This window comes from Gemmatimonadaceae bacterium, from assembly GCA_016720905.1.
Lineage (GTDB): Bacteria > Gemmatimonadota > Gemmatimonadetes > Gemmatimonadales > Gemmatimonadaceae > Gemmatimonas.
This window is the reverse complement of the sequence record JADKJT010000009.1, coordinates 119,139-141,356: the sequence shown is the minus strand read 5'-3', so window position 1 is coordinate 141,356 and position 22,218 is coordinate 119,139. Positions and strand designations below refer to the sequence as shown.

The following is a 22,218-nucleotide window of genomic DNA, read 5'->3' as shown; positions in this document are numbered from 1 at the left end:
TTACGCCGGCCCGGTGGCCACCGGTGTGTCGGTCATGCTGCCCCACTCGGTCCAACTGCCGTCGTAGACCGCCGTGTCGGATTTGCCAAGCACCTCCAGCGCCAGCGCCACGGCGCACGCCGTCACGCCGGTGCCGCAACTGGCCGTAATGGGTCGCAAGACATCGAGTCCCACGTCCGCCACCAGGCGTCGGAGTTCATCGACTGAGCGCATGGTCCCGTCATCACGGACCAGTCGCGCGTAGTGGAGGTTCACACTGTGCGGGATGTGCCCGCCGCGCACCCCGGCGCGCGGTTCGGCCTCGGCACCTTCGAATCGTCCCGGAGAGCGCGCATCAACAACCTGTTCACGCCTAGTGTCAAGGTTGGCGCGCATGGCATCAATATCGCGCACGCGGTTCACGTCGAGGTGTGCCGTGAACGTCGCTGGCGTCACGGCCTGGACGTGCGCGTCGACCGCATGCCCTTCCTGCCCCCACTTGCGCAATCCGCCATCCAATACGGCCACCCGATGGTGACCGAACACGCGCAACATCCACCACAGTCGCGGCGCGCTGAAATTCTGTCCGGAGCCATCATACACGATGATGGCATCGTTGCTGCTGATGCCCAGCGACCCCATACGCTCCGCAAACACGGGCGCCGTGGGCAGCGTGTGCGGAAATGGCGCCGTTTCGTCGCTGATCCATCCGATATCGCAGAAGACCGCGCCAGGGATATGCGCCGCCAGATACTCCGCGCGCGCGTCACGACCCGCGTTGGGCAGGTACGTGCTCGCGTCAATCACCTTGACCCATGAGTGATCGAGGTGCGCGGCAAGCCACGCCGTGGATACCAGCGGCGTCGGGAATGATTCGATGGACATGCAGACGAAGCTAATGCGACTGGTACCCAGTACCCAGTACTACTCGGTACTCGGTACTCAGTACTCGGTACTCGGTACTCGGTACTCGGTACTCGGTACTCGGTACTCGGTACTGAGTTCTACTTCACCGCCACCACCGTCGTCCCCACCACCAGCCGCTCGAGCGCGGCCACCACCGTCGCGGCCGTCTTCGGAAGAGACTTGCTGCCCTCAATTTCCTTGGCCAGCGCACGCGCGTCCGTTACGGCCGCGGTCTGATCGGCCGCCAACGCATGTCCATCCAACGTGATCGACCGCTCGAAGTGGAACGCGGCACGGTCAACGTCTCGTGCGACCATCGGCAGCTCGTTGTCATGCGGCTTTGCAATCACGGCAGACGCCAGCTGGAGATGATGCTGCGCCAGCAACCGATCAATCCGTGAGAGCGACTGATCGAGCGTCTTGACGCTGCTCACCGCCCCTGTGCGAATGCCGGCGGCCATCTTCTCCAATTGCCCTTCGGCGTCCAGCAGGCGCATACCTACCACTTCATCCTTGCTGCGGCCGACCTCCTGACGCACATGGAGGCTGGCCACCAACAGGGTCTGGGCGGCGGGCCGGGGCTGTCCGGCGACAAACTGCTGGCGGGCTTTCGCGAAGTCGGCGCCAGCGTCCTGCGCGCGCAGTGCAACCGGTGATGCCACGATAATGGCGGCGATCGCTGCGCATACGGTACGAATCGACATAGGTACCTCCCGATGTCGGGTGCCGCAACGATTCCACACAGGCGTACTGCACCGACGCATGGCCACGGGGATCGTCGGACCCGTGACAAAACGGTGCCAAACACGGCACAGCCTCGTAGTCAGGGAATACCCGACTATGGACCAATCGAGGACGAGACCGCAGCTTCCGACCATGAGACGTGGCGGACTGCCAGTACGCGCCGTGGGTGCCTTCCTGGCCCTGCCGGGGACCGTCGCGTTTCTGGTTCCGCTGGCGCTCGTGGGTCCGCTCGACGCCAGTCGGCCGCTCGCGCTCGAGGGCGCGGTGGTGGTGGTCATTGGCTGCGTGGTGCTGGCGTGGTGCGTGCGGGACTTCTATGTCACGGGACGAGGCACCCTCGCCCCGTGGTCACCGCCGGAACAGCTGGTGGTCGTGGGGCTGTATCGCTACTCACGCAACCCCATGTACGTTGGCGTGCTGCTCATCGTGTCCGGCTGGGCGCTCGGGTTTCGGTCCACCGCGCTGTCGGTGTATGCACTGACGTTGGCGGCGCTGTTTCAACTGCGCGTGGTCTACGGCGAAGAACCATGGCTGGCCCGCACCCACGGCGAGGCGTGGAACCACTATGCCCGTTCGGTTCCACGGTGGATCTTGTGACATGAATCCTTCACGCAAGCGGGCGACGCCGCACGACACGGGAACCGTGAGCATCGCGCGCGGCCTGTCCAAACTGGGCATCTGTTCGCGGGCCGAAGGCGAACGGCTGGTGGCAGCGGGACGCGTGCGCGTCGATGGGCGAGTGGTGCGTGATGTGGCCTATCGCCTGCGCCCGGAAACGGCGGTGATCGACATCGATGCGGTGCGCGTGGGTCGGGTGGACCGCGTGTATCTCATGCTCAACAAGCCGCGTGGCCTGGTGACCACGCGCGATGACCCGCAGGGTCGCGCGACGATTTACGACTGTCTGTCGGACAGTGCGCTGCCCTTCGTGGCGCCAGTCGGTCGACTGGACAAGGCCAGCGAAGGCCTGCTCTTGCTGACCAACGACACGCGCTGGTCGGCGCACCTGCTGGACCCGGCTTCGCACGTGGACAAGGTCTATCATGTGCAGGTGCGTGGCGTGCAGGACGACACAACGGTGCAGCGCGTGGCCGCCGGTGTCGTAGACCCCACCACCGGCGAGCGTCTCGAGGTCAAGCGCGTCTCGCTGTTGCGGGTTGGGTCACGTAGCAGCGCGTGGCTGGAGATTGTGCTGGACGAGGGGAAGAACCGGCACATCCGGCGACTGCTGGAGGCGTTGGACATTGAGGTGGCGCGACTGATGCGCATTGCGATTGGTCCGTTGGCGCTTGGCACACTGGCCAAAGGCGACTGGCGTCACCTGACACCCACCGAAGTGCAGATGTTCACCACTCAGCCCTGACGAGTGTCGCCATGTCATCCTCTGAACGATTCCGCTCGCTTGATGTGACGCGTGGACTGGCCATGGTGCTCATGGCGATTGATCATGTGCGGGTATATTCAGGGGTTGCCTGCAGGTGGTGACACCGCCGGCATTTTCTTCACACGCTGGATCACCCACTTCGTAGCGCCGGCATTCTGTTTTCTGGCCGGAACTGGTGCGTTCCTGCACGGTCGAAAACTCGGTGACCAGGGACTGCTGTCGCGCTTTCTCATCACGCGCGGACTCCTGTTGGTATTGCTGGAGCTCACGGTGATTCGCGTGCTCTGGACGTTCAACGTCGACTTCGCGCACTACAATCTGGCCGGCGTCATCTGGATGTTGGGCTGGTGCATGGTCCTGCTGGCCGGTCTGGTGCGCTTCTCCACGAAAACCATCACGCTCGTCGGGCTGGTGGTGATCTTTGCCCAACAGCTGGTGGCCGTACCCACGTTCGCCATGTCGGAGTCGGTGAAGCAGTCCGTGGGATGGATCTGGCAGTTTCTCTATTTTGGTGGGCCCGTCGACAGCACACCCCCAATCGCGGTGCTCTATTCCATTGTGCCGTGGATTGGCGTGATGGCCGTTGGGTACGCATTCGGCTCCGTGATGTTGCTGGATGCCGCAGCACGACGGCGCACCTGCCTGCGCATTGGCCTCGGCGCGACCGCCGTGTTCGTAGTGATCGCGGGGCTGATGGTGTTGATACGCCCGGCCCCCGCTGATGCCACTCCTGCCCTGTTCCGCTTTCTCGGCCAGCAGAAGTATCCCGCGTCGCAGTTGTTCCTGTTGATGACCCTGGGGCCGATCATCGCGCTGTTGCCGGTAGCCGAGCGCGCAAACGGGTGGATGTCTGACGCACTGGCCGTGTTTGGCCGCGTGCCGCTGTTCTACTACTTGTTGCACATTCCGCTCATTCACACGCTGGCGTTGGCAGTATCGCTCGTTCGCACTGGCAGCGTCACGCCGTGGTTGTTCGGCAATCATCCCATGCAACCACCGCCGCAGCCGGACGGCTACATGTGGAGCCTCGGGTTGTTGTATATGGTGTTCGTGGTCGCCGTGGTGATGCTGTACGTGCCTTGTCAGTGGTACATGCACGTAAAGGCGAGACACAAGGACACTTGGTTGCGGTTCCTTTAAGGCGCGTTGCCACGTTGTCCCGAAATGAATTGACCCCCCGCGCCCCCGGTGGTTCACATTCCCTCTTGTTCACGGTATCGAAACCAACGATGACCATCGGTCAACGCGTACGCCACGCCACCAAAGCCGCGATTGCGCTCAGCGCGCTCCTCGCACCAGGGGCCGCGCACGCTCAGGTGGTCCGTGATAGCGCTGGTGTTCGGATTGTCTTCAGCGACAAGCCTTCGTGGACGCCCGCCCAGCACCTGTATGTTGGCACCGTGCCGTCGCTCACGATTGGCGATCGTGACGGCGACGCCTACCTGCTGAGCCGTGTCAAGGGCGCCGCGCGCCTGTCCGACGGGCGCATGGTGCTCCCAGCGGGGGCAGCAACGAGCTTCGGTTCTTCGATGCCAACGGTGCGCACATCAAGTCGGTTGGTGGCAAGGGCGACGGGCCCGGAGACTTTCGCAGCATTCGGAGCCTGACGCGACTCGCCGGGGATACGATTGCCGTATTGCACGAGAACACGGTGATATCCCTGTTCACATCCAGTGGTGCATTTGTCCGGCGCACGCGAGACCTGGCGCCCATGAACGAGATGCGGGTCAGCGGAACGACCAAAGGTGCCATGCTCGCTGAACGGCGGCGTTCGGTTGATCATCAGTATCCCGATACGGCCGCCGGTGGGCGCTGTCGGCGCGGTCGGTGGCAACCGCATCGCACGTACTAGTCGACATGCGAGATACGGTCATGCGCGAATTGGGTCAGCACCCGTACATGGAGATGATTTCCGAATCCACAGGACCCGGAAAGCCCTGGCTCGGCGCGGAGGAAGTGTTCTTCAGCACGGGCTCCAGGTTCTATCTCGGATACGGCAGCGAGTACGCCGTCCGTCGCTACTCCGCCTCGGGCAAACTCGAGCAGATCATTCGTCGGGCGTGGACACCGCCGGAAATCACATCGAAAGATATCGCAACGTTTGTCGAGGAATGGTTGGTGCGTTGGAGCAGGAAGCCCGGCGCGATGGACACCGATCGCAAAGACCTGCTCGACGACAACTACGCCAGGACGCTTCCGGCATTTTCCGCGCTGATGGCAGACAACCTTGGCCGAGTCTGGGTGCGCACACCGCGGGCCATTGACGGCGCGGTGGCAGGTTCGTTGAACGACTACTCCATTGGACCAAGCACCTGGTCTGTCTTCGGCGCCGATGGCCGTTGGCTTGGCGATGTCACCATGCCCGCGCGATTCTCACCGACGGAAATCGCATCCGACTACGTGCTCGGCATCGCACGCGACGACGACGGTGTGCAGACGGTGGTTCGTTACAGGCTCGGCACGAAGTAGGGGGCCTTGCCAAGACCGCGTGTGAACCGCATGTGAACCGCATGTGAACCGCAGGGGACGCAGAGGGCACAGGGGCACAGGGGCACAGCGGGTTGGAACCGCGAAGTGCGCGAAGTTCGCCAAGGCAGTCGCGGGATTCACTTCGCGTACTTCGCGCACTTAGCGGTTCCAACCCGCTGTGCCCCGCACCCCGATCACCCTCTGCGACCCCCTGCGCCCCTGCGCCCCCTGCGGTTCACACGTCGTTCCGCAACTCCAGCATTCGCGCCAGAAACCCCGTCGCATTCGCCACGGCAAACGATATCCCGCTCAGATTTCGCTCGCGCGGCACCCCGGGAATAGGACGCGGATAGATCGACGCGCCAACAGGCGACTGATCGAACGGCGCGTGAAGCGCGGCTACCAGTTCCTCACGTTCGATGTCCGCATGCCCCACCACGCCAATCGCACCGGTCAGCGATCCCGGTAGCCATCGCACCGCGTCCGATTCAAATGCCGCGACCACGCGCGTGCCGCGCGCCGTCGCATAGGCAATCGCGGCCTCCAGCAACGCCGTGTGTTCGGCGTTCGATGTGCCGAGCGACAAATTCACAATCTGACACGCGTGATCGGCCGCCCAGTGGATGGCCTCGGCCAGCGTGCGCGCGTCAGTAACAAGCGCACGGTCAAACACCTTCACCGGCACCAGTTCGGCGTCGGGAGCTTTTTCCCGGATGGCGGCGGCCACTGCCGTGCCATGACCGATTCGATCAAGCGTATCGCCTACCGACAGCACCAATGACACGCCGGCAGCCAGCTCGCCCACATGTGGATGCCCCGGTGCAACACCGCTGTCCACCACCGCAATGCGCACACCGCGCCCCGTTCGTCCGGCGAACAGCGGGTGTTCCAGTGAGAGTCGCGTGGCGCTCACGGCGCGACCCTCATCCGCTAACGGCAAACAGCTCGGCGAAGGCGCTGTCTCGCGTCATCAACTCCGCCGGTGTGCCATCATCAGCAATCTTGCCGTCGGCCAGCCGAATGACGCGATCGGCACGCTGGGCCAGTGTCAATCGATGTGTGATTACGATGGTCGTGCGTCCGCGCATGACCGCTTCGTAACCCGACACCACCTGCGCTTCAGTGGCCGGATCGAGTGCGCCGGTGGCCTCGTCCAACACCAGTACCGCGGGATCGGCCAGGAACGCGCGGGCAATGGCCAGTCGCTGGCGCTCGCCTGCCGACAACGCGCGACCGCGTTCACCCACAATGGTGTTCAAACCGTCTGGCACGCTCGCCACCAGATCGGCCAAGCCACTGGCCCGCACGGCCTCCAGTACATCAGCCGGTGCGGCATCAGGTCGCGCAAACCGAATATTCGCTTCAATGGTGGTGTTGAACACAAAAGGGTCTTGATCGACTACCAACACATGGCGTCGCACATCGGCGAGCTTGAGCGACGTCAGATCAAGCCCATCAAGGCAGACCATGCCCTGCTCAGGATCCATATGTCGCGCCAGCAGGTCGGCAACGGTGCTCTTCCCCACGCCGCTGGGGCCCACGATGGCCACATGCTCACCCGGCTGTACCGTGAGGCTCACGTTGTCGAGCACGGGTGTTTTGCGATCAAACGAGAAAGTCACGTTCCGGAACTGCAGGGCGCCGCGCGCGGAGGCCATCGGTGTGGCATCGGGGGCGTCCAGCACTTCGATGGGTGCGTCGAGAATTTCGTGGACGCGCCGCAGCGAGACCCGTGCCGTTGCGACGCTGGCATACAGCCCCATCAGTCCCTGAATGGGCCCCATCAATCGCACCTGATAGGCCATGAACGCCACCAGGGTACCCATGGTGATAGCGCCCCCAATCACGCGCCACCCGCCCACCAGGAACACGGCAGCCGTGCCCAGTGACAACAGCAACCCCGGGAATCCGCCGGCGAAGTAGGTGAGTCGACGCATCGCCATGAGCGCGCGCACGAAGCTGTCGTTGCGCGCGCGAAAGCGTACCACCTCGCGCTCCTGCGCGTTCATCCCCACCACGAGTTTCATGGCCAGCAGCGTATCGATGAGAAACGTGCCGATACCGGCGCTCTCTTCACGCAACACCGTGATGGACGCCTCAAGCTGGCTGCGATATCGCACCAGCGCCCACAGCGCCACCGGCAGCAGTGCCAGACTGGTGGCGAACAGCAGCGGATCGAGCATGGTGAGAATCACCACCGTGCCAATCAGGAACAGCACGTTGCTCACCCACGACAGGGCCACATCGGTGGCCACGCGCTGGATCTCGCCGATGTCGTTGTTGAGCCGGGACACGATCTGGCCCAATGGCATGTGCGCGTAGAAGCGCGGCGGCAGCGCCTGCAGGTGGCGAAACAGGGCCAGTCGCATGTCGAACAGGATGTCGGCCGAGACCTTCGTGTAGCGCAGCCCGCTGATCACGTTGAGCGCAAAGCTGGCCAGGGTGATGGCGAAGAACTGCACCACGATTCTGGCCAATGCCGCGCTGTCCTTGCCCACCAGGGCGCGGTCGATGAACGCCCGAAACAGGTAGGGCAAAAACAGCGCCAGGGCAGTGCTCACCAGCGACAGGACCAGCACCAGTACGAGGGGGCGTCGATACGGTGCCACATACCCCAGGGCGCGTCGCACGTCGGGCGCCATCAGGCGCCCAACGGTGCGCGACCACAGACCCGTCACGACCTGCTCAGCGACTGGCGCCGGGTGCCTTGGTGGGAATCAGCACCATCGACGTCATGTCGGCATCGAATGAGGCCGTGCGCAGCTTCTTGAACGTGGCGGCGTCGTACACATCGATGGTGTTGCCTGCCACGTGCACGTACAGGTATGCGCCGTTGGAACTCACCGTGAGGCCCATGCGTGACCGTCCCTGAAACTCGGTCTTGCCCACCACACGCCGGTTCTCGAGATCAAACGTCCAGAACTGGTAGTTGCCCACTTCCGAGTGAATGCCGTACGCCTTTTTCCGATCGGGCGTGAGACGGAAGCTGGTCCCTACGCTGGGGCCCAGCGTGTAGAAGTCCACCGACCGATTCACCAGGTCCACGCGGGCCACGCCCATCAATAACCGATGGTTCACCGGGTCGGACGTGCGGAAGAGCCCCGTGTAAAATCCCGGCTCGTCATAGAGGTCCTGGAAGAACCCGGCGTTGATGCGACCCATGCCTTCTTCGTAGAAGCTCTGCGACAAGTCCCACTTGTCCACCTGCTTGAGCGTCGCGGCATCGTACACCAACACGTCTTCCGACGTGAAGAAGTACATCAGGTCGCCCGATGGCGAGAAGAGAATCTGCGCGAAGTCGCGCTCTTCGTTGTTGGGCCAGGCAATGGTGTCGGTGACCGCCCGCTTCGCCAGATCGTAGCGCAGCAGCATCGGCTTGGAGATCTCGTACCGATCGGACAGTTTGGTGAACGTCTTCACCAGCAGAATGGCAAAGCGCTCCTTGGGATCGACGTTCATGCCGTCGATCTGTACCGTGGTGTTCGGCGTATTGAGCGTGAACTTGCCCGTGGTCTTGCGACTGGCAATGTCCACGATCTCCACCCAGTCGCTGCGCGGATTCCCCACGTAAAAGTGGGCGCGATTGGTGGAGAGGGTCAGGTCGCCGGGAATGCCGATGGACATCGGGATGGAGTCACGCACGGTCAACGTCGCCTCATCGATCACAAGGATCTTGTTGGCGTACGTGCCCATGTAGATCGTGCCCGATGGCGCCGGCACCGCTTGTGCCTGCAGTGCCAGCGGTGCCACGCACAGTGCGCCGGCCAGCAGCGCGCCGAGTCGCCGAGAGGTACGGCTCATGGGAAGATGAGGTCGATTTTCCGCCAGTCCTTCTGCGCCGATGCGCACTTGGACACCCAATCGGGGGCGTGATTGTACAGATCGGGCACATGCGCCGGCCAGAAGCAGGTGATGTGGCAATCGTACAGATCGCGCTCCACCGGCTGGCACAAGCCCGCCGTGCCGCCGCTGGAGTCCACTTCCCAGCCGGGCGAGAACACAAACGAACATCCCAGGGGAATGTTGGGCCCGGTGCTCTGCAATCCCACCACATCCTGCGGACCAAGCGTCTGCTCGTCCACGCGCCGTGCTTTCTGATTTACGGCTTTCAGTCGTGCCATGATCGATCCTCAGTCAAACTGCTGAAGGAACTCAGGGGCGACGCTCGGCGATCGTCGCATACACTTCCAGACAGGTGTTCGTCCAACTGCGAATCCATTCGCAGTAATGCAGGTTGGCCTGGCTTGTGTCGCCATACCGTGTGTGCGCTTCGTGATAGCACCCGCCGGCGCATAGCGGGCGCGCCCAGCAGGTGCTGCAGTCGGTTTTGTTCTCGATGTGGTGACGCGCCAGATAGTCGTCCTGCACCGCGTGATCGACGCCACCCGTCACCGTGCCCAGCTTGTGCGAGTCCGATCCGGCGAAGCGGTGACAGAGCGCCACGTCGCCATCGGTCGCCACACCCATCAACCCCATGCCCGCACCGCACGGGTGCGACTTGCTGAGTCCCTTGTGAATCTCTTCCAACGTGTCACGCACATTGGAAAACCGATGACGCTTCCCTGCCAGCGCGTACTCGAGATATTCGGCCGCCAGGAACTTGAACTGGCCCAGCATCTCAAAGAAGCCTTCATCCTGAATGGCATAGTCGCGCTGCCACGAGGTGGTCACCGGAGCGAAACCCACCTCGAAGAATCCCATCTCGTCGGCCAGATGCCGATAGATGCTGACCACATCCAGGTTCTGCTTGGTGAGCGTCACCCTTGCACCCACCGGGCGGCGCGGCTTGCGCGCCAGGAACTCCTTCACATTGGGGGCCACGGTGTCGTACGAACCCATGCCGTTGCTGAACAGCCGGTACTTGTCCTGCTGCTCCTTGGCACCATCCATCGACACCGTAACCCCGACATCGTTCTCCACCAGCCAGTCGATGATTTCCGTGCGCAGCAGCGTGCCGTTGGTGGTAAGACTCACGTCCACCGCCTTGCCCAACTCGGCCCCCCGTTCCCGCGCATAGGCCAGCGCGCTCTTGAGCACCTTGAAGTTGAGCAGCGTCTCGCCACCAAAGAACGTGAGATGCACCATCTTCTGGTCGCCCGACTCGGCGAACATGAAGTCCACGCTCTGCCGCGCCGTGGTCTCGTCCATAAAGCGCGGCTTCGTGGACGCTTCGGTGATCTTGTCTTCGCCGTATTCGTAGCAATAGGTGCAGGAGAGATTGCACTTGCTGGTGACGTTCACCACCAGCGTGGTGAGCGGCACCCGCTTGCGCGGCGGTGGGACAACGGCTGGCGTCGATGCGGCGGTGACATCCGCACCCGGCTGCGGCACACGCTTTTCAAACGCCTTGATGGCACGCACGCGCACCAATTCTTCCACCGCTTCCTTCACCTCGGGCAAGGGGAAGCGCGGCGCGAGCGACAACGCGAGATCGGCCGGTTCGTAGTCCCGTTCGCCCAGTGCATCGAGCACGGCCACGGAAATGTCGTCCAGCCGAAAGACGGCGGCCGATGGCACGAGATACACATACGGCGCGCCGTCGCCGGCGAAACGGTGATACTCACCACGACGGAACATCGTCGTGGTCGGCTTTGTCGCGGGCGTCACGGCGGGCTTCACAGACGCCGCTGCCGACGGCTTGATGGCCGTGGTCACGGCGCGGTGCGGGCTGGCACGAAACGCACGTACAGCGGCACCGTGACAATCAGCTGCGCGCGCGCGCGCAGGGGACGCGCGCCTTTCTCGGGTGGTTGCCACGTGGCCACCACCCATACGTCGCCGATGTTGTTGCGGTTGCCGCTGCGCAGCGGATTCGGCCCGTCCAGCGCCGGCGTGAAGAAGCCTTTCGCGTGAATCTTGCACACGAACTTCACGTCGTCGTCGGAGTAGGTCACACCGTACTCTTCGACACTCCACGTGGCATCCACCAGGCCAATCTCGAAGTCGTCGTTGGTATCCGGCTTGTTGTCGGCACCGTTGCTGACGGCCATGGCATCGAACTGCTGGTACTGCTTGGGGAAGCCCACACCGCCGGTGCGTGCCAATCCCGCCAGCGGCGTCACCTTGATACGACTCACCTTGTCATACACGGCGACAGCAGCGCGACTTGAGGCGCCAGCCACGAACACATCGCGCGGGCCAATTGCTGCTCCGGAATCCACATCCACCTTGAGTGCGATGGAGTCGGGCGTGGACCGCACCACACTCGCCACGCGCACTCCGGGACCAAAATCAAGAGTTCCCGGCTGCACCTGTGCCGGGAAATTGTCACCGAAGATCGTGAGATCCTGACCTTTCGTATTCGACTTGAGTCCTCGGTTCGACACGCCGCCCACCATCACGCCGCCGGTGACGCGCGAGAACGACACGTCCATGCCGATCTCGTCGTAGCCGCCCTTGTACCAGCGGCCGGACATGGCCTGCCACCCGGGCTCAATGAACATCACTTCGCGCATGCCGGTATCGGCCGCGCTCTCGGTGGAACGGCCACGCCACTGGAATCCCGTGTAGACGATGCTCTTGCCAGTCCGCGTGACCACCTTGCCGTCCCTGGCGTAGCGCAGCGTCGTGCGCGTGGTGAACTCGTCGTCCTTGCCTGGTGCCTTCGCCACCACGGTGCGTCCAAAGAACGCGCCCTTCCCTGCCTCCGTGCCGCTCACAAACCACGACCCTTCAATGTTCGGTGCGCGCATCGTCGCTGTCCACGCGGTCCATTCCGGTGTCTTCAAAGGAAAGACACGCGACAGATGCCCGATCGCGACATCCATGGGTTGCGGAGCTCCCGCACTATCCGGCGGCGGTGGTCCGCCACGACGGAATGCCTGAAAATCGGAATTGGGGTAAAGTCCGCGATGCGTCGCCACCAACAGCTCCCACTCCCCACGGGTGCGACGTTGCAGCACCGCCCGTCCCATGGAATGACACGACCGGCATACGCGATTGGTGGTCGCGTCACCCGTATACTGATAGCTGATCATGCGACGTTCGGCGTCGAAGCGCCCCGGAAGCACTTCGGCCGGGGCGAGGCCCTGTGTGTTGCTGAGATACCGCACAATGGCGCGCGCATCATCAGGCTTGAGATTGACTTTGTTGAGCGACGCCATGCGGCGTACGGTCATCTCCCAGCCTTCCGGCGTCTTGCGCAGGTATGACAGGCGCTGGATGATGCCGCTCGAATCGCGCGCGTGACATTCCGTGCAATTGTTGACGATGCTCGGCTCGTTGATCACGAACCCGCGAGTCGTGTCGCGCGATGCCCCGCCACCGGAACGACCACCCTGCGCCAAGGCGCTGGAGGCCACAAGACTCACGGCAAGGAGGGCAAAGCGCAGATCGTGACGAACAGTCATCGAAGAGAGGCGGTGGGAGCGTTGTCGTGCTGAGGGCAACTCAATATGCTCGGCGAGCTTACGCCCATGAACAGAGGGTGTCAAGCAAGACGGAGCATCCCTTTGCCGACCAACACTGACAGTGCACCAAGGACGTCCGCGATGGGCGCTCCACCGACTTCGGCGCAGTAGGCCATATAGAGCGCCGGGACCTCGGCAAAACGGGGGGCGAGCCGGGCCAGCGCCACGAGGTCCACGTTGCGCAGATAGCGTATGCCCCCGGGAAATGCCGGGACCACCAGATGGTCTCGCAACACCACCAGGTGCCCATCGACCACGGGTTGAGCCACCTGCATGACGCCAGACGCCGCGCGCAGGCGAAGGACCTCGGCCCGGCGAATCGCGTCAAAGGCAGCCATCACGTCCGCATCACCGCGAAGCGCCGCCACATCCGGATCACCGCTTTCGGTCATCACGTCAGTTCCCGCCCGCGTACCCCAGAACCCGGCAGGGTGGGCATCGGCCGCTTCCCGCGCCAGTTCGCCTAGTTGACGCCGCAAGCCCGATACCATGGCCTGTTCCCGCGCGGCAAACAGCGACATGGCCGGAGCTCCGATGGTGGCGTCCGCCAGCACGCTGTGCGCCACAACCGCAGCCAGCCAGCCCGACGCGAGCGCCTTCTTTACGCCGAATGACGACAACGGATCGACGAATGACGCCGCATCGCCCGCCACGAGCAGGCGCTCGCGTGTCGGTCCGTCGCACGCGTATGACGACGCGTCGCGCGCCCACGGGGCACCGATGGGACGCGCCCGCTCGGTCATCGCGCGAATCATCGAGGTGCGCGCCAGTTCGTCGCGATACGTGAGCGGCAGACGCCGTCCCTGCGCGACATCGGTGCGCGACGGGTCCAACATGACGGTGACCTGACGCCGGATACGCGACACCGGCACCGACCACGCCCAGCCCCCCGGATAACTCTCCACGTACGTATGCGAGTCGTTGGCCAAATCCCAGTGCGGACGACGCTCCCACACACCCACAATCGCCATGGTACGCGCGCCGGCGGCCACGCGCCCGGAATTGGCGCGCGACATCAACCCGGATCGTCCCGTACAGTCAATCACCCACGGCGACGAGATGTGGCGCATCACACCGCGTTCCTCGTAGCCAATACGCCACTCGCCATCGTCGCCCTGCTCCACACGACGCACATTGGCGTGCCGGTGCACCATGGCGCCCCGCCGCCTGCGCTTGAGCAGCAGTACGCGATCGAGATCATTGCTCAACAGTTGCCATCCGGTTTCACCCGAGCCGAACATCTCGACCCGCGCATCGGTGTTGCCCCACTGCACCGTGTGGCCGGTAGAGCGTACAAACCCGGCGCGGTTGATCGCGTCAAGCACGCCAATGCGCTCAAGCAGTTTGCCGCAACTGGGCGTGAGCGACTCGGCCAGTGCCGGCCCTCGTGGCGGTCGCGTGAGCAACAGCACGCGATGGCCCCAGAGGGCCAGCATGCGCGCCGCGGCGGTGCCCGCCGGGCCGCCGCCAAGGACGGTCACCTCGATGGCGCTCACGTCACGCGCGGAATATGCTGGCGGAGGATCTAGGAGCGAAGTGAAGACTACTTGGCAATCTTCACCGGATTCATCGTCCGCACCTGCGACACATAAGCGCTCACCAGGCTCTCGTTGCCGTCTGCGCCAATGGCCGCGACGCCAAACACCCAGTCGTCGATGGACAGTCCCGGCAACACGAACTGGGTGACGTTGCCCACCACCTGTGAATGCTCCCAGCTGTTGCTCCACGTGTCGCGCCAGTAAAGCCGATAGGCTGCCGCACCCGACACGGCCACCCAGCTCAGGTTGGCGTCATACCCCGACGGATTGCGTGTGAGTTGCACCGCGCCCGTTCGTTGGTCACGCGCGGCGCCGAGGGCGCCAAGGCCAGCGAGGCGGCACTGGCGGCGTTCACGCGGGCGTTCTGGGCCAGATAGCGGAAATCCACGCCCTCCAGCTTGTCTTCCGCGTTGTGCTGTCGCCCGAAATTCTCATTCGCCTCGCGGAACACCACGGCAGGAAATCCATTGGCCGTGAACGACGAATGATCGCTGCCGCGACCAAAGCGGTCCTCGCGTGCCATCAACCGAATGCGATGTGACGGCACATACACGGCCGCCACACGCTCGATGTAGCGCGCCAGTGAGCGCGACATGTTGTCTTCGGGACCCAGCGAGTAGATGCGCACGCTCTTGGCATCGATCTGGCCGTTGCCACCCAGGCTGTTGCCCACGATGTCGTTGTTGAAGTTGGCGTCCACCACCACCTTGTCGGCGGCAATGGTCTGGGCGTGCGCCATGGAGCCAATCAACCCCTGCTCTTCCCCGGCCCAGCACATGAACACCAGCGTGGCATCGAACTCAATGCCGCTCTCCGCGAATACGCGCGCCAACTCCATGGTGAGCACCGTGCCGCTGCCATCGTCGTTGGCGCCCGGCGCATCGTTGTTGCTGGCATCCACGGCCGGTTGCGTATTGGTGGCCGTGCCGGCATTCAGCGCCGTCTGTCCACCGCGTCCCAAATTGACGCTGTCATAGTGACCGGTAATGTAGATGCGACGCGGTGAACGACCGGGCAGCACGGCCATGACGTTGCGCAGTTCTACATCGTGCGTAATGCGTCCCTGTTGGGCGATTTGATGAGTGTCGAACGACACCTGCAGTCGCGGGCTTGATCGCTTGAGTTCATCGTGAATCCACTGGCGCGCCGCGCCAATGCCACGCGAGGTGGACGTGGCGTCGGACAGTGTCATACGCGTGCCGAACGACACCAGTTTGGTATCCAGTTCGCGCAGTCGCTGCTCCGACACCGACGCCACCAGTTTCGCAATGCGCGGGTCGGCGTCTGGCGCCGGCGCGCGCTGCGCTTGCGCACGGCCCGTCAGCACGAGAGCGAGCACCAGACCGACGGCAAGCGCCGGCCTGCGGGAGCCAAATACAGGAAGCGACAGGTGGCGCATGCTCAATTCCCCGGCTTGTACACACGCTCGGTGTGCGCCTTGAGTTGGTTGGGATAGAAGTACACCTCGCGCAGATCTCCAGTCGAGTAGCGTATACCCTGATCGTTGAAGTGTTTCGATCCGATCACGCTGTTCAGGCCACCAGCCGTGACCGCCCGCGCCCGCACACTGTCTTTCCCGAACTCCACCACCGCCACAAAGCTGTTGCCGCTGGTCCCGTACCACTTCCTGGTGTTGGGATACGCGCGCGCGCCGAACGATGCCAGCGAGCCGTAGTTGGCCGACGGGAACCCCACTGGCGTGCTGGGTGCCTTGTCGTCAAAGCTGGACTCGATGTTGGCGTTCAAGCGTTGGAACCGGTTGATATCGCCCCACGGCGTATTGCACTTGCCGAAATCCGCGGTGAGTTTCGCACACGCCGCATCAAGCGCCTGCAGCATCTGCGCGCCCGTGGGTTCCGTGGCCGCCGCGCCACGACCACCGCGGCCCCCAAGGCGGCTCACTTCGCTGGTGTAGTAGATGGCCAACGACGTCGGCACTGACGTCGCGCTCCACCGCAGGTCCCACTGGCGAAGCAACGCCACCTGATCGGCCAGCTTCGCCTTGAGTGCGTTATCGGCCGGCGCCTCATCCCACGCCTTCACCAGCGCCGGAATCGACTTCTCGAAACCCGGCAGGTACGTGTCATACGCGGCGTCGCGCAGCCCGGCCATCGTGAAGTCCTTTTTGTTCTGCAGCACCATCACCGCGTGCCGGCCACGATGCGATTCGCTCCCATTATCGATGTACCTGGGGAACGCCGACTGCTTCGGACTGCTGGGTCCCGCCGCCGCCCAGGGCCAATCGTTGGAGTTGTACACCCATCCGCTGGCCGGATTCACCACGTTCGGCTCTTCTTCGAACGACAGCAACCCCTTCCACTCGCTGGCCGGATTGCTGCCGTCCACCGGTTGCCGCCAATCGAACGTGGTGTCGCGACGCGGAATGAAGTTTGCATGCAGATACGCAATGTTGCCGTCCGCATCGGCATACAACGTGTTGTTCGACGAGTTGGTGTGCAGATCCATCGTCTTCCGGAACTCCGCCAGATTCTTCGCCTTCGTGCGCGTGTAGCTCTGCGTCAGCGCCTTGAGTGGTTCCTGCATGATGCGGATGGCTACCCACTTGCCGCCCGTCGACCGCACAATGGGACCGAAGTGCGTGTAGTACACCACGAACTTCTTCTCGGCCATGCCGCTGCCCGACTTGTACGGCACGGCAATGGTCTTCGCGAGCAGTGGGCGCACGGTGTTGCCCACTTTATACGTGAACTTGTCACCGCTCTGGGCCACGGTTTCAATGAACTCGTCGGTGCGATCGGCGGCACTCGTGGTATGCATCCACCCCGCCGTGCGATTGAAGCCCTGATAGATGAAGAACTGACCCCAGGTGGCCGCGCCATACGCGTCAAGCCCTTCGTCGCTGGTCATCTGCAGCTCTTCGCGAAAGAAGAACGACGTGTGCGGATTGATGAGCAGCAGGGCGCGCCCGGCTGTCGTGTTCTTGGGTGATACGGCCATGCCATTGGAACCCGACGGCTCCTTCTCCACGGCATCCTCCACCGCGCGCGCAGCATCGGCCCGGCGCGCCGCCCGGTCGAAGTCACTGCCCGGCGTCATGCTGCTCACCTTCACCGGCCCGTTGCCGTAGAATGCCTGCAACTGCGAGACGTTCACCTGATCGATGTCATTGCCAATGCTGCCCTCGCTGAACGACAACGCCATCCACGGCTCGAACGTCGCGATCACCCGTGGCTTCACTTCAGGGTGCTTCGAGAGGTAGAAGTTCAGTCCATCGGCCCACGCCACCATCAGCGTCTTCAGAAACGGCGGGCTTGACGCATAGATCTTCTTCATGGAATCGGGATCGATGAACAGCTTCATCCGCAAATCGCGATAGATGGCGCTCTCCCCTTCCGCCTCGGCCGACCGGCCGAGCGAGGTGATGAAGTTGGCCTCGACGCGGTTGAAGTCGTCTTCGGCTTGCGCGTACATCGCGCCAAACACCGCGTCAGCGTCGGTCTTGCCGCGCACGTGCGGAATGCCCCAGTCGTCGCGGGTGATAGTGACAGCGGCCGCATGCGCCTGCCAGCGGGCGCGATCGGCGGCATTGGGCTGGGACGGCGTGTGGACCGTAAACGCCGTGATCAGGAGGAGGCCGAGTTTCTTCATCGGGAGACCAATCGGGGGTGGGGCGCGCACGGGGGCCGTGCGAAGTCGAATCACCATCTAGAATACGCCGAAAACCGCCCCGGCGCTCTACCCAAACAGGATATCCAGCGGCAGCACGAAGCCGGGCAGTGTCCCTTCACCATCGATCACCATGCGATCGCAGAGAATCAACGCGCTGCCGTCAGCGCGATACACGCGCACCTGTCGACGATCGGGGTCGACCACCCACACCAAGGTCGAGCCGGCGGTCAGCCAGTCGGCAACCTTGGCAAGCACTTCGCCCGGTCGATCACGCGGTGACAACACCTCGACGGCGAGATCGGGCGCGAGCTCCGCGAACCCCCCGGTGGACGTCGGACGACGGTCCCACGACACGAAGGCGACGTCGGGTGCACGAACGGTATCCGGACTTCGCTGCAAGGTGAACCCAGTCTCGGCGGCCAGTACCTCGCCCAGGGGATGCACCGCCGATCGCGTGGTTTGATCGGTTTCGAGAAACACCGAAATTCGCGTGAGTACCCGCGCGGCGATGCTACCATGCCGGTACCCTGCCGGTTCGCGCACCACCATCCGACCGCGCACCAACTCGGTGCGCAGGCCGCGCTCACTGTAGGTCACAAGTTGCTCGGCGGTCATCAGGTCGGTCGCGGCACGCATGCGGGCGGACCTCCGTGTCGTACGCGTGTGAGGCATGCGGCGAAGATACAGCGTGGCGTCACCACGTCGTCACTTCACATCAACGATAAGCTACCCTCGGCCGGCATACTGCCGCTACTCGGCACCAGGCACCGAGCAACACACGCCCGTCGAACTGCAACTCGCGAGGCGCCTGAAGGGGCATCCGACCACCATGCACGGCCCCGGAAATGGCTAACGCATGCGCGTCGCCGTGAAAGGCAGCCGGTAAGCGGATTCACCGTCGACGATGCCGGTTGTGCCGTCAACGAAGATGATACTGATCGCGATCGTTCCGTTCATCGTCAAGCCGTTTATGGACGCGGTGAATCGCACTCCGCCGGCCGGCCCCAACTGGGAACCGGCATCTTTCACCGAATACGTGATGAACGGGCCAAACGCTTGCTGGGCCTGGATGGTGGTGGCGGTTCGGGTGAACGAGCTCGTTCGCCACGCGGAGAAGAATGGACCGAATGCATGTTGTTGCGGGATAGATGGGCCGAGCGGCATCTGGAGCTCGGGCCCGTGCGGCACGGGTGGGCAGCACTCAGCCGGATTCCACACTGCTGTCCGCAGCACGCGAAGCCTGAGCACGGGGATGGACGCGCTGTCCTCGATGGAGAGGATCGATGACGACGGCACGGCGAGCAAACGCCTCAGCAGCTCGGCCAACGGACCTGAGGAGTCCGTTGCTTCGTCGAACAGTGAATCCGGATCGCTGATCGACGTGATCAGCCAGACATTTGCACTGACAGTCCCGTTGACCGTCACGCGCGCGATCGGCAAGTCGCTGTGCCCCGAGTGCAGCACGCGCAGCACGACATCAAAGCTCCCGCCCGCCGCGTACGTGTGATTCACGGCGATCAGCGACGTCACCACTTGCTTCGGGGTGCCGTCTCCAAAATCCCACTCAAACTTCGCGTTCGATGGCAGCGGCGGTGAGCCGTTGGCCAATACCGGTGTGAAGATGCTGGGCGTGCCGGCATCCTTGAATTGCGGGGAAACGGTCAACCCATATTTGATGAGCCGAAGCTCGCGCCATCCGGTCCACCCCGGAAATGCGTCGGCGGCATTCTTGTACTCCAAAATCTCCACGCCGACCGTTTGTGCTTTGCCGTTGGGAAACGCACGCCAGTCGAGGAAGAATGATGTGCCGCTGCTGCTGGCCTGCGTATTCCAGACTCCTGCGTCGCTGCGTTCGTACAGTCGCGCACCTGCCAGTCCCCAGCCAGGGGTGATCGGCAACGTCGTGGGAATGAGAAAGGTCGCTGGCTGCAATATGGGCCAGACGCGCGTGGTGTCGGCCAGGAAGTACACCGTGTCCGGCGTGTCAGGCGTCGAACGCAGTGTGACCGCACCCCGCGACTGCACCTGCGTTTTCGGGAACAGCTGACTATAGCGCTCGGTCGCTGATGCGGACGACATGTCCGTGACCGCTGTCGCGAGGTGAGACCAGAATGTGCTGAGCCACCCGTACGAGAAGTATGGGGCAGTATAGCTGACCGTCGCGTCGAGACCATCGGTATACGGCGCCATCACGCCGCCGGCGAACGAGAGGTATCTGGGCACCGCATGTACCGCATCGCGCACAATGAACCGTTCGCCGGCGGGGTCCCAATCAGTCACGAGCACCATCTTCAAGTACGTGCCGTCGGTGAGCCACAATGGAACGGGACGTTGGTTGTACCAGAGCATGTTGAGGACCGCTTCTGCGATGTGGTAGTCATACCGCGTATCCTGTGCGTGCCACCACAGCATCCACTGAGCACCGTAGCGCCCCAGGGAACTGAACGCGTCCGCCCATATGCCGGCGGACGTCATGATGCCTCGCGTATCACTCCGCCCGACGCCGCTCGCGCGATCAAACGTGTGATAGACGCCACCAGCAAATTGGAACAGCGACCCATACTCGACCAACGCCATACCGTTGTCGATTCGCGGTGAGTACGCGGTGACGATGGACGGATACGCCAGATCGTTCTTCCCGTACACAAAGCTCGCGCCGAATGCCCGTGGCGCGAATGCCGATAACGTGGGACCGATGTTCGGTCCTGAATAGATCACAATCGACAACGCGTGCGGCGGAACCGTTGCTTGCGGAAGGTTGCCTACCTGTCGAAGCAAGGCGGGGTTGAGCACACGCGTGCTGACCGTGATCGACGCCGAGTCGCGCGAGAGAATCGGGAGAAACGTGAGTGGTATGCCGGTCGAGTCCACCACCGCTGCCTGCGGATTGGCGGTGCCCTTGGGCACGGGAATCCTGAGCAGCAGCTCACCCGCCGCCGCGGCGGGGCCGTTGGTCACGATGGTGATGATCGGCGTAACCGCTGGATTGCCGGCTTGCGTCGTCACTCCTCCGCCACTCGCGCGAATCGCCTGCAGGATCGCGGCTTCACCGGGAGCCGACAGGGTCAGACCTGCGCTCGACCTCTGGCGCACGGTGAATGACACGGCACCGGAGAAGGCCGAATCGGGAACGGTGATGCTGAATTTGTCGAGCGCCGAGCCGGGACGGACGACGGTGATCGTTCCGCCACTGAGTGTCGTTTGACCAGTCGTGAGCACGACCTCGGCGACGACCGCGATCGCGGCAAGTTTGACAGGTGGCAAGCTGCCGACCGTTACGCGTAGCGTGTGCCGCCCCTCGCCGGGACCGAGGGTCCAGTTGCCGGACGTGGCGACGCCATCAGTACCAGTGGTGGCTTGACCCGCGGCGATGCTTCCGCCACCCGAGTCCACTGCAAAGGTGACGGGTGCTCCCGGCACGACGCGATTGAGGGAGTCTTTGACAATCACGGCCGGCCGTATTCCGAGGTCGGTGCTTGGTTCGCCGGTCTGCCCACCGCCTTGATATGCGACCACGGTGGCCGGGGGCCCAAGCGGCGCAACGGGTGTTGGCGGTGGTGGATTGGGCGTCGTGACCGCATCACTTCCTCCTCCACAGGCCAGGAGGAGGGCCGAAAACACAATCGAGGCACGACCGGCGATCCGCTGGAACATTCGAGGGCGCTCTGGGAGATGGGTTCAATCAGCTAGGCGCCGGATCTTCCTCCCGAGGATCATTGTGACTGGCCCGTTCGATCGGCTGGGACTCGTCCCTTCAGTGCTGACGCGATCAGTCGCACCGTCGCCGCGGGGTCTTCCACCTCAACTACGAGTCGGCGATAGCGTTCGTGCTCGAGTTCGATGGCGACCGCGTTTTCCGGATGATGCACATCCCAGAAGACCAGGCCGCCATCTTCATAGAACGTGCCTGCCGTGAGGAGTCCGGGAACAAACGTCCCGGCGAGCCGCAGTCCCTCAAACCACCCCTTCGCACTGTCAGGTGCCGGCATCGCTGAGCGCACGTGATCGAGCGGAATCTCGAGGTGGCTGCGCAGACTCCACAACTTGTCGATGCCGACAACTTCCAGATGCAGCACGCCGCCGTCCACCGTGATGGTCACCATGATGCGGAATCCTCGATGAGAAGTGTGCACGTCGCCGGACAGGCGCGGGGACGTCG

The 22,218-nt window shown here is 63.4% G+C and carries 21 protein-coding genes; 6 read left to right on the top strand and 15 right to left on the bottom strand.

Annotation, left to right across the window (positions count from 1 at the left end):
* Together sseA and IPP90_10220 are read right to left on the bottom strand one after the other, a co-directional pair.
* A complete protein-coding gene (gene sseA / locus IPP90_10225) occupies window positions 1–864 on the bottom strand; it encodes a 3-mercaptopyruvate sulfurtransferase (protein ID MBL0171092.1) in 864 nt (287 codons plus the stop codon).
* Between the two features lie 119 nt (window positions 865–983).
* Window positions 984–1,589, bottom strand: coding sequence for a hypothetical protein (locus IPP90_10220; protein MBL0171091.1), 606 nt, complete (start codon window positions 1,587–1,589; stop codon window positions 984–986).
* Between the two features lie 172 nt (window positions 1,590–1,761).
* On the opposite strand from IPP90_10220, the gene IPP90_10215 reads away from it, so the two are divergent.
* From IPP90_10215 to IPP90_10190, 6 genes are all read left to right on the top strand, one after another.
* On the top strand, window positions 1,762–2,226 hold the full coding sequence (locus IPP90_10215) for an isoprenylcysteine carboxylmethyltransferase family protein (GenBank protein ID MBL0171090.1): 465 nt from the start codon (window positions 1,762–1,764) through the stop codon (window positions 2,224–2,226).
* Window position 2,227: 1 nt separating this feature from the next.
* On the top strand, window positions 2,228–2,992 hold the full coding sequence (locus tag IPP90_10210) for an rRNA pseudouridine synthase (protein MBL0171089.1): 765 nt from the start codon (window positions 2,228–2,230) through the stop codon (window positions 2,990–2,992).
* Between the two features lie 84 nt (window positions 2,993–3,076).
* The gene (locus IPP90_10205) at window positions 3,077–4,153 is read left to right on the top strand and encodes a DUF1624 domain-containing protein (protein MBL0171088.1); all 1,077 of its coding nucleotides are present in this window, start codon (window positions 3,077–3,079) and stop codon (window positions 4,151–4,153) included.
* A gap of 89 nt (window positions 4,154–4,242) precedes the next feature.
* The gene (locus IPP90_10200) at window positions 4,243–4,620 is read left to right on the top strand and encodes a hypothetical protein (protein MBL0171087.1); all 378 of its coding nucleotides are present in this window, start codon (window positions 4,243–4,245) and stop codon (window positions 4,618–4,620) included.
* Between the two features lie 44 nt (window positions 4,621–4,664).
* The gene (locus tag IPP90_10195; protein ID MBL0171086.1) at window positions 4,665–4,865 is read left to right on the top strand and encodes a hypothetical protein; all 201 of its coding nucleotides are present in this window, start codon (window positions 4,665–4,667) and stop codon (window positions 4,863–4,865) included.
* Between the two features lie 5 nt (window positions 4,866–4,870).
* The gene (locus IPP90_10190) at window positions 4,871–5,482 is read left to right on the top strand and encodes a hypothetical protein (GenBank protein MBL0171085.1); all 612 of its coding nucleotides are present in this window, start codon (window positions 4,871–4,873) and stop codon (window positions 5,480–5,482) included.
* Window positions 5,483–5,717: 235 nt separating this feature from the next.
* On the opposite strand, the gene IPP90_10185 is transcribed toward IPP90_10190, so the two are convergent.
* The 13 genes from IPP90_10185 to IPP90_10125 form a co-directional block, all read right to left on the bottom strand.
* Window positions 5,718–6,395: a S8 family serine peptidase gene (locus IPP90_10185; GenBank protein ID MBL0171084.1), complete on the bottom strand. Its 678-nt coding sequence runs from the start codon at window positions 6,393–6,395 to the stop codon at window positions 5,718–5,720.
* A gap of 10 nt (window positions 6,396–6,405) precedes the next feature.
* A complete protein-coding gene (locus IPP90_10180) occupies window positions 6,406–8,160 on the bottom strand; it encodes an ABC transporter ATP-binding protein (protein ID MBL0171083.1) in 1,755 nt (584 codons plus the stop codon).
* 7 nt (window positions 8,161–8,167) lie between these two features.
* Window positions 8,168–9,283: a hypothetical protein gene (locus tag IPP90_10175; GenBank protein MBL0171082.1), complete on the bottom strand. Its 1,116-nt coding sequence runs from the start codon at window positions 9,281–9,283 to the stop codon at window positions 8,168–8,170.
* Window positions 9,280–9,603, bottom strand: a complete 324-nt coding sequence (gene qhpC, locus IPP90_10170; protein ID MBL0171081.1) for a quinohemoprotein amine dehydrogenase subunit gamma — start codon at window positions 9,601–9,603, stop codon at window positions 9,280–9,282. Before qhpC ends, IPP90_10175 begins: the two co-directional genes overlap by 4 nt.
* 31 nt (window positions 9,604–9,634) lie before the next feature.
* Window positions 9,635–11,059: a quinohemoprotein amine dehydrogenase maturation protein gene (gene peaB, locus IPP90_10165; protein MBL0171080.1), complete on the bottom strand. Its 1,425-nt coding sequence runs from the start codon at window positions 11,057–11,059 to the stop codon at window positions 9,635–9,637.
* A gap of 74 nt (window positions 11,060–11,133) precedes the next feature.
* Window positions 11,134–12,831, bottom strand: coding sequence for a quinohemoprotein amine dehydrogenase subunit alpha (peaA, locus tag IPP90_10160; GenBank protein MBL0171079.1), 1,698 nt, complete (start codon window positions 12,829–12,831; stop codon window positions 11,134–11,136).
* 80 nt (window positions 12,832–12,911) lie between these two features.
* On the bottom strand, window positions 12,912–14,387 hold the full coding sequence (locus IPP90_10155) for an FAD-dependent monooxygenase (protein ID MBL0171078.1): 1,476 nt from the start codon (window positions 14,385–14,387) through the stop codon (window positions 12,912–12,914).
* 47 nt (window positions 14,388–14,434) lie between these two features.
* Window positions 14,435–14,713, bottom strand: a complete 279-nt coding sequence (locus IPP90_10150; GenBank protein ID MBL0171077.1) for a hypothetical protein — start codon at window positions 14,711–14,713, stop codon at window positions 14,435–14,437.
* Window positions 14,671–15,828 (bottom strand): M20/M25/M40 family metallo-hydrolase, encoded by a 1,158-nt coding sequence (locus tag IPP90_10145; GenBank protein MBL0171076.1) that lies wholly within the window; start codon window positions 15,826–15,828, stop codon window positions 14,671–14,673. The genes IPP90_10150 and IPP90_10145 overlap by 43 nt, the downstream gene beginning before the upstream one ends.
* A 2-nt stretch (window positions 15,829–15,830) precedes the next feature.
* A complete protein-coding gene (locus IPP90_10140; GenBank protein MBL0171075.1) occupies window positions 15,831–18,038 on the bottom strand; it encodes a penicillin acylase family protein in 2,208 nt (735 codons plus the stop codon).
* Window positions 18,039–18,125: 87 nt separating this feature from the next.
* The gene (locus tag IPP90_10135; protein MBL0171074.1) at window positions 18,126–18,695 is read right to left on the bottom strand and encodes a Uma2 family endonuclease; all 570 of its coding nucleotides are present in this window, start codon (window positions 18,693–18,695) and stop codon (window positions 18,126–18,128) included.
* 213 nt (window positions 18,696–18,908) lie between these two features.
* Window positions 18,909–21,713 carry a PKD domain-containing protein gene (locus IPP90_10130; GenBank protein MBL0171073.1) on the bottom strand — a complete coding sequence of 935 codons (2,805 nt, stop codon included), beginning with the start codon at window positions 21,711–21,713 and terminating at the stop codon, window positions 18,909–18,911.
* 59 nt (window positions 21,714–21,772) lie between these two features.
* The gene (locus tag IPP90_10125; protein MBL0171072.1) at window positions 21,773–22,162 is read right to left on the bottom strand and encodes a hypothetical protein; all 390 of its coding nucleotides are present in this window, start codon (window positions 22,160–22,162) and stop codon (window positions 21,773–21,775) included.
* Between the last annotated feature and the right edge of the window lie 56 nt (window positions 22,163–22,218).